Here is a 7,509-nt window from a genome sequence, read left to right as displayed (position 1 = left end):
CATAGTGTTTCGGTGGTCATAGCGTGAGGGAAACGCCCGGTTACATTCCGAACCCGGAAGCTAAGCCTTACAGCGCCGATGGTACTGCAGGGGGGACCCTGTGGGAGAGTAGGACACCGCCGAACAAATTGTGAGAAAACCCCCGTGCCATTCGGCGCGGGGGTTTTCTGCGTTTAGGCTGAATCTTATGAGCTATGTGATCCGGTCCGTCCGTGCTGATGAATGGCCTGCCGCGAAGGCCTTGCGGCTTGTCGCGCTTCAGGATCCGGTCGCGCCTCTCGCTTTTCTGGAGACCTACGAGGACGCCGTCGCCCGGCCCGACTCCTTCTGGCAGGAGCGCACGGCCTCCGGTGCCGAGGGGGCGGACCAGGCGCAGACGGTCATCGCCGAGGCGCCGGACGGGCAGTGGGTCGGGACGGTGACCGTACTGCTGGAAGAACCCGGGACCACGGACTGGGCCGGCTTCCTGGTGGAGCGGAAGCAGGGGCATGTCGTCGGGGTGTTCGTGCGGCCCGAGGAGCGTGGCAGCGGGCTGACCGAGGTGCTGTTCGACGCGGCCCTGGAGTGGGCGTGGGCGCACGGCGCGGGGCGGGTGCGGCTGATCGTGCACGAGGACAACGGGCGGGCCCAGCGCTTCTATCGCAGGGTCGGCTTCGAGCCCAGCGGTGTGGTGGTGCCGCTGGTGACCGGCTCGGCGGGGTCCGAGGCGGAGTCCGAGCTGGAGTTCGTGCTGGAACGCCCCTGACCTGAGCGGCCTAGCGCGGCCTATACGGGCAGTTCGGCGTCCGGCCAGCGGGTGCGGGCCTGTTCGCGGGACCGGAGCAGGGCCAGGGTCGGCAGGCCCCGGTCCGCTCCGGTGGCCAATAGCTCCGGGAGCTGGGGAAGCGGAGCCACGGCTGCGACGTCGTCCAGGACGAGCGTCAGTGGTGGGTCGAGGCGACCGGAGGATGACCGTTCGGCCATGCGCCGGCCACGCTCGACCACGCTTGAGGTGAGGGCGGTCAGCAGCGGCATCGCGCCCGGGTTGGTGCGGGGATCCTCGATCGATTCACCCACCACATAAAGCGTGCCCCCTTCGTCCACGAAGGAATCCAAGGCGAGGGCATCACTTCGGTTGGGAGTGCAGGCCTCGCGGACGTTGACGGTGAAGAGGGCCGAGAGGGCCCGGCTGGTCAACTCCTGGGCGATGTCCCGGCGTTCGGGATGGGCCGTGAGGGCGGCCTCCAGCTCGCCCGCGGAGCCGGGGGCGGCCTTGGGGTGGGTGCGGAGGGTTCTTACGGCGTCCTGGATCTGGGTGCCCTGGCACCAGCGGTGGACGTGGCGGACGGTGCGGTTCTCCAGGGCGGCGGCGTGGAGATAGCTGCGGAGGAGGGTCTCGGCCACGTCCGCCACGGTCTGGTCGATCTTGGCTGTGGGGCGGATGGGGGCGAGCAGGGCCTGGGCTCTGGCCTTCGCCGTGTCCTTGTCCTCGCAGGCGGCGGTGGGGGACCAGTGGAGGCGGGCCGGGGTGTCGCAGAGGTGGGTGGGGTCGTAGACGTGTACCGGGCCCAGTTTGGCTCTGGCGTCCTTGGTGTCCTGCCAGACGGCGGGGTTCGAGGTGACTACGAGGGTGGGGCCTTCGGCGTCTCTGATGGTCTGGGTCGCCGTGGCGTGGCGGGCTTCCCTGGGGGCGTAGTGGACCGCGCCTTTGGTGCGGTGTGCTTCCCACCCGCCCACCAGTCCGGGCGGGGTGCTCTCCACCTGCGGCTGCGGCTGCGGGTCGTTCGGGAGAGGCTCCGGGGCCTGTCTCGGCGCCGGTACCTCGTGTGCCGGTTCGGGTACGGGCTCAGGTGCGGGTGCGGGCGTGTGTGCCGGTGCCGGTCGGCTTGTTCTCGCCGCCAGTCTGTCCGCCTTCGCTCTCGCCCGTACGCCCCGCCAGCGCGCCAGTGTGCCCAGGACGAAGACCGTCAGGACCACCAGGATCATCAGCTGGCCGATGAACAGGCCCCAGACCAGGCCGTAGCCGGAGAGCTGGTCGGCGGGGGTGTCGGGCCAGGCGCCGGGGAGGTCGCGGGGGTGGCCGATGAGGTGGCGCATGGCGAGCGGGGTGCGGGTGAAGGTGACCGCGCGGGGCCAGGCGCCGTGGCTGAACAGCCCTGCGAGTCCGGTCGCCGACCAGACCAGCAGGGTCATGCCGACGAGGAAGGCGAGTATGCCGACCAGCAGCCCGTCGGGGATGCCTCCCTGGCCCTCCTGTCGGCGGTCGTCCGGTCTCACCACTGCGCCTCCTACGCCACCGTCGACTCGGAGTCGCCCATGTGCTGTTCCACGAAGGCCGCCGCCCGCTCCTCGGCCTCCAGCTCGGCGGCGCGCAGGGCGTCGTCCGTGAGGTCGCGGTCGGCGGAGGACTCCGTCATCGCGCGGTCGGTGAAGACCAGGGGCCGTTCGGTCTCGGTGACCAGGTGTTTGACCACCTGGACGTTGCCGTTGACGTCCCAGACGGCGATGCCGGGGGTGAGGGTGGGGATGATCTCCACCGCCCAGCGCGGCAGGCCCAGGACGCGGCCGGTCGCTCGGGCCTCGTCGGCCTTCTGGGCGTAGATCGTCCTCGTCGAGGCCATCTTCAGGATCGCGGCTGCCTCCTTCGCCGCCGCTCCGTCCACCACGTCGGACAGGTGGTGGACGACGGCCACGAAGGACAGGCCGAGCCGGCGGCCGAACTTCAGCAGGCGCTGGAAGAGTTGGGCCACGAAGGGGCTGTTGATGATGTGCCAGGCCTCCTCGACCAGGAAGATGCGCTTCTTCCGGTCGGGGCGGATCCAGGTGTGTTCCAGCCAAACACCGACGATCGCCATGAGGATGGGCATGGCGATGGAGTTGCGGTCGATGTGGGACAAATCGAAGACGATCAGCGGCGCGTCGAGATCGATGCCGACCGTGGTCGGGCCGTCGAACATGCCCCGCAGGTCACCGTCGACCAGGCGGTCCAGGACCAGGGCGACGTCCAGGCCCCATGCGCGGACGTCCTCTATGTCGACGTTCATCGCCTCGGCCGACTCGGGCTCGGGGTGCCGTAGTTGCTCCACGATGTCGGTGAGGATCGGCTGGCGTTCGACGATCGTCTCGTTGACGTAGGCGTGCGCGACCTTGAGGGCGAAGCCGGAGCGTTCGTCCAGGCCGTGGCCCATCGCGACCTCGATGATGGTGCGCAGCAGGGCGAGCTGGCCGGTCGTGGTGATCGCCGGGTCCAGGGGGTTGAGGCGGATGCCCTGGTCGAGGGCGGCCATCGGGTCGAGCCGGATGGGGGTTATCCCCAACTCCTGCGCGATGAGGTTCCATTCACCGGCGCCGTCCTCGCCCTGGGCGTCCAGTACGACGACTTGGCGGTCTCGGAAGCGCAACTGCCGTAGGACATAGGTCTTCTCGAGCGCCGACTTGCCGTTGCCGGACTCGCCGAGGACGAGCCAGTGCGGGGCCGGGAGTTGCTGGCCGTAGAGCTGGAAGGGGTCGTAGATGTAGCCCTTGCCGGAGTAGACCTCGCGACCGATGATCACGCCGGAGTCGCCCAACCCGGGGGCGGCCGTGGGCAGATAGACCGCCTGGGCCTGGCCGGTGGAGGTGCGTACCGGCAGGCGGGTCGTCTCGACCTTTCCGAAGAGGAAGGACGTGAAGGCGTCGGTGAGGACGGACAGCGGATCCCGCATGAGCTCAGTCCCTACCTTCGGATGCCGGTGGCGAACGGGAGGGTGTTCACGAACGCGCGGTGGTGCTCGCGGTCGCACCACTCCAGCTTCAGGTACGACTTTCCGGCCGAGGCCCGGATGGTCCGCTTGTCGCGGGCCAGGGCTTCGGGGGAGCGGGAGGAGACGGTGATGTAGCCGACGAGGTTGACGCCCGCCGCGCCGCTCGCCAGGTCCTCGCCGCGCTGGTCGAGTCGGCTGTGGGCGGCGATGTCGCGGGGGTCCACGGTGCGGTTCATCTTGGCGGCGCGGGAGGCCTCGGCCTCGTCGTTGGTCTTCTCCGTGAGCATGCGCTCGATGGCGATCTCGGTGGGTTCGAGGTCCATCGTGACGGCGACCGTGCGGATGACGTCCGGGGTGTGGACGAGCAGCGGCGCGAGGAAGTTGACGCCGACCGGGGTCATCGGCCACTCCTTGACCCAGGCGGTGGCGTGGCACCAGGGGGCGCGGGTGGAGGACTCGCGGGTCTTCGCCTGGAGGAACGTCGGTTCCATGGCGTCGAGTTCGGCCGGCCAGGCGTTGCGCTTGGTCATCGCCTGGATGTGGTCGATGGGGTGGTCGGGGTCGTACATGGAGTGGATCAGCGATGCCAACCGGCCCTGGCCGAGGGGCTGTCGGACCCGGATGTCGGCTTCCTGGAGGCGCGAGCAGATGTCGGTCAGCTCGCGGGCCATGACGACCGCGAGACCGGCGTCCTTGTCCAGCTTGCGGCCGGACTGGGGGCGGGCGGCACGCGCCATCGCGTGGGCCTCCGCGGCCAGTTCACGGGTGTAGTGCATACAGGCGACGAGGTAGGCGCGGTGCTGCTCGCTGCTGGTCGACACCATCGACTGGAGTTGGTCGTACGACGTCTGCAGCCAGGGCAGCGCCTTCACGTCCCCGCGCATCGCGACGTCCTTGGCGTGGGCGTCGGGGTCGGCGGGGAGGGTGCGGGCGAGCATTTGGATGCGGGTGACGAAGCCGTCGCCGTTGGCCACGTGCTTGAGGAGGGTGCCGAAGCGGTCGACGAGGGCTTCTTGGTCCTCGGAGTCGCGCAGGCCGACGCCGGGGCCCTCGATCTCGATGGCGGCGGTGACGGTTCGGCGGTCCGCGTGCAGGAGTACGGCGATCTCGTCGGGCCCGAACGGGGCGGCGAGCCAGTTGATCCGGCCGATGCCGGGCGGCGGGCCGACCTCGATCTCACGGCCGTCGGTGCGGGTGCCGGCCTCCATCACGGAGGAGCGGTACGTGGTGCCCTGGCGCAGGCTGCGCTTGTAACTGCGGTTGATCTCGAACCACTTGTAGAAGGTGCGGCGCTTGTAGGGGACGTAGACCGCGGCCAGTGCGAGCAGCGGGAAGCCCATCAGCAGGACGATGCGCAGGGAGAGCACCGGGACGAGGAGCCCGCACATCATGCCGAGGAACGCGCCCGCGATGATCAGTGTGATCTCGCCGGACTCGCGGTTGCGGCCGACGATCGCGTTGGGCCGGGCGCGGCCGATCAGATATGTACGGCGGGGCGTGACCGTATGCGACACGTGGGACTCGGTCGTCAACGCCCGTCACCTCCTGTGCTCTTGCTACTGCCGTTGCGGTTGTTGCTGGCGTGCGGGGTGTTGGCCGGGTTGCTCGAGCGGGGGGCGGGAGCGGCGGAGGGGACAGATCCGCCGCCTCCGTTCGGGTTGCGCGAGCTGTGGGCGGCGACGCCGCCGGACGCCGGGTTGCTGGGGCGGGAGGCCTGGGCTCCGCCGCCGTTGTTGTCGGCCCTGCTGCTGTGGGTCTTGATGCCCTGGGCGACGAGGGTGGCCGGGGAGCTGATGACCGCGGCGGCCTTGCCCTCGGCGTTCTGCATGATGCGGTTGTTGCGGGAGCCGGCGATCTCGTCGCCGAAGCCGGGGACGAAGCGGTAGATCATCGCGCTGGCGAAGATGGCGAGCAGGATGATGGCGAGGCCGGAGACGACGGCGGAGAAGGAGTCGGGGCCGTCGTCGGAGGAGAGTGCGCCGGCGAGGCCGAGGACGATGACGATCACCGGTTTGACCAGGATGACCGCGATCATGATGCCGGCCCAGCGGCGGACGTGGCCCCAGAGGTTCTTGTCGACGAGGCCGGCGTAGACGACGGTGCCGAGGAGGGCGCCGACGTAGAGGAGGGCGGCGCGGATGACGAGCTCCAGCCACAGGACGCCGGCGGCGAGGATGCTGACCAGGGAGACGACGATCAGCATGATGGGGCCGCCGCCGATGTCGTTGCCCTTTTCCAGGGCGCCGGAGAAGGTGCCGAAGAACGTGTCGGTCTGGTCGCCGGTGGTCTTCGCGAGGACCTGGGAGACGCCGTCGGTGGCGGAGACGACGGTGTAGAGGATGAGGGGGGTGAAGGCGGAGGCGAGGACGGTCAGCCAGAGGAAGCCGATCGCTTCGCTGATGGCGGTGGTGAGGGGGACGCCTCGTACCGCGCGCTTGGCTACCGCGAGCAGCCACAGGAGGAGGGTGAGGATGGTCGATGCCGCGAACACGACGGCGTACTGCTGGAGGAACTTCTGGTTGGTGAAGTCCACGTTGGCCGTGTCCTTCACCGCCTCGCTGAGCTTGTCGATGGTCCAGGCGGCGGCTTTGGCGCAGCCTTGGGCGAGGGAGGAGAGGGGGTCGAGGGTGGAGGTGGGATCGTCGTTGATCGACCCGCCGTTCTGCTTGCTGCTGCGGTCGCTCTCGCACAGTTGCCGGGCGGTGCCGGTGATCAGGCTGCAGGCGTTGTCACTCGGGGTGGGGGTCGGGGTGGGCGTCGGGGCCGCGTAGGCGCGAGCCGACAGGAGCACGGCCGCGGTCTGTACGGCTGTGACCGCCGCGGCGGCCTTGAGCACGTAGCGACTACCGGGCATAGGTGAACCCTCCGTACTCGTCAACGGCCTTCGCCATCTCGTCGGCGCTGGAGGCCGTGTCGTCGCCTGGGACGGGCGCCGGGCCTTCCTTCTGGGACTGCCCGACGACCTTCCAGTCGCCGGCGGTCCACTGGAGCTGCATGGTGCTGGTGAACCAGCTGTTGGTGACCGGGTTCGTGGAGTTCTGGCCCGCCATGCCGAGGAGGCCGCTGCACCAGACCTCGACGGTCGCGGTGTTCTGGGCGGACTCGGTGACCTTGGTGCCGATGGGACTCGTACGGGACACGAAGGTGTAGCCGGCGGGTGTGGAGCCGTCCTCGTTGAGCCCGACATTCTTGTTGAAGGCCGGTGTGTAGGCGCGGTCCAGAGCCGACTGGAACGTGTTCAGGCGGGCCGGGGCGATGATGGTTCTCAGCGTCGCGTCGCGTTTGGCCTTGTCGAACATGTCGGCCGCGCCCAGTGCCACCGTGTAGTTCGCCGCCGCGCTCTGGGCGCCCTGTACGTCATGCGCGTAGCCCGTGGGGATCGCGCCCGGCGTGGACTGCACGGGCTTGGTCCCGCTGGCCGCCGTGGAAGAAGACTTCGGCTGCCCCCCGGCCCCGGCCCCCTCCCCCGAAGAAGACGCCCCATCCCCCCCGCGGTTCGCGAAGGCGATGGCTGCGATCAGGAGGACGATGACGCCGACCACGGTGACGAGGCTGCGGGAGGAGGAGCGGGTGGGGCGGCGGGCGCCGCCGTAGACGTCGGGGTCGCGGTCGGGGAGGCGGGTGCGGGTCTGCCCCGTGCCGCCGTAGCCGTCCTGGTCGTCTCCGAGAGTCATGCCGCCCACGTCCCCTCGACGTCGTACGAACACACGTAGGAGTACGACGGTAGCCGCGCTGGTTCCCGCGCGGGTGCGGTGTGGTGACTCGACATCAGGGAACGCAACCTCAG

General features: G+C 69.6%; 6 protein-coding genes and 1 rRNA gene. 2 read left to right on the top strand and 5 right to left on the bottom strand.

Annotation, left to right across the window (positions count from 1 at the left end; all coding sequences use genetic code 11):
- The first annotated feature begins 8 nt into the window (after positions 1–8).
- Positions 9–125: ribosomal RNA gene (rrf, locus tag G3I78_RS33650) — 5S ribosomal RNA — on the top strand.
- A gap of 62 nt (positions 126–187) precedes the next feature.
- The gene (locus tag G3I78_RS33645; protein WP_164431650.1) at positions 188–745 is read left to right on the top strand and encodes a GNAT family N-acetyltransferase; all 558 of its coding nucleotides are present in this window, start codon (positions 188–190) and stop codon (positions 743–745) included.
- A gap of 20 nt (positions 746–765) precedes the next feature.
- Here G3I78_RS33645 and G3I78_RS33640 read toward each other — a convergent pair whose 3' ends face one another.
- From G3I78_RS33640 to G3I78_RS33620, 5 genes are read right to left on the bottom strand one after another with little or no spacing between them, the layout of a single operon-like run.
- Positions 766–2,256 carry a type IV secretory system conjugative DNA transfer family protein gene (locus tag G3I78_RS33640; protein WP_164431648.1) on the bottom strand — a complete coding sequence of 497 codons (1,491 nt, stop codon included), beginning with the start codon at positions 2,254–2,256 and terminating at the stop codon, positions 766–768.
- An 11-nt stretch (positions 2,257–2,267) separates the two neighbouring features.
- Positions 2,268–3,683, bottom strand: a complete 1,416-nt coding sequence (locus G3I78_RS33635; RefSeq protein WP_164431646.1) for an ATP-binding protein — start codon at positions 3,681–3,683, stop codon at positions 2,268–2,270.
- Positions 3,684–3,694: 11 nt separating this feature from the next.
- The gene (locus G3I78_RS33630; RefSeq protein ID WP_164431644.1) at positions 3,695–5,254 is read right to left on the bottom strand and encodes an SCO6880 family protein; all 1,560 of its coding nucleotides are present in this window, start codon (positions 5,252–5,254) and stop codon (positions 3,695–3,697) included.
- The gene (locus G3I78_RS33625) at positions 5,251–6,576 is read right to left on the bottom strand and encodes a hypothetical protein (RefSeq protein ID WP_164431641.1); all 1,326 of its coding nucleotides are present in this window, start codon (positions 6,574–6,576) and stop codon (positions 5,251–5,253) included. Before G3I78_RS33625 ends, G3I78_RS33630 begins: the two co-directional genes overlap by 4 nt.
- A complete protein-coding gene (locus G3I78_RS33620) occupies positions 6,566–7,396 on the bottom strand; it encodes a hypothetical protein (RefSeq protein ID WP_164431639.1) in 831 nt (276 codons plus the stop codon). Before G3I78_RS33620 ends, G3I78_RS33625 begins: the two co-directional genes overlap by 11 nt.
- Positions 7,397–7,509: the final 113 nt, after the last annotated feature.

It is taken from the genome of Streptomyces sp. SID13726 (assembly GCF_010548375.1).
GTDB lineage: Bacteria > Actinomycetota > Actinomycetes > Streptomycetales > Streptomycetaceae > Streptomyces.
The sequence above is the reverse complement of the archived record's forward strand: the minus strand, read 5'-3'. Positions and strand labels throughout refer to the sequence as shown.

What these genes read in the sequence shown, in the direction of transcription:
- G3I78_RS33645 (WP_164431650.1), top strand. Translation starts at nt 188, where the DNA reads ATGAGCTATGTGATCCGGTCCGTCCGTGCTGATGAATGGCCTGCCGCG.
- G3I78_RS33635 (WP_164431646.1), bottom strand. Translation starts at nt 3,683, where the DNA reads ATGCGGGATCCGCTGTCCGTCCTCACCGACGCCTTCACGTCCTTCCTC.
- G3I78_RS33625 (WP_164431641.1), bottom strand. Translation starts at nt 6,576, where the DNA reads ATGCCCGGTAGTCGCTACGTGCTCAAGGCCGCCGCGGCGGTCACAGCC.
- G3I78_RS33620 (WP_164431639.1), bottom strand. Translation starts at nt 7,396, where the DNA reads ATGACTCTCGGAGACGACCAGGACGGCTACGGCGGCACGGGGCAGACC.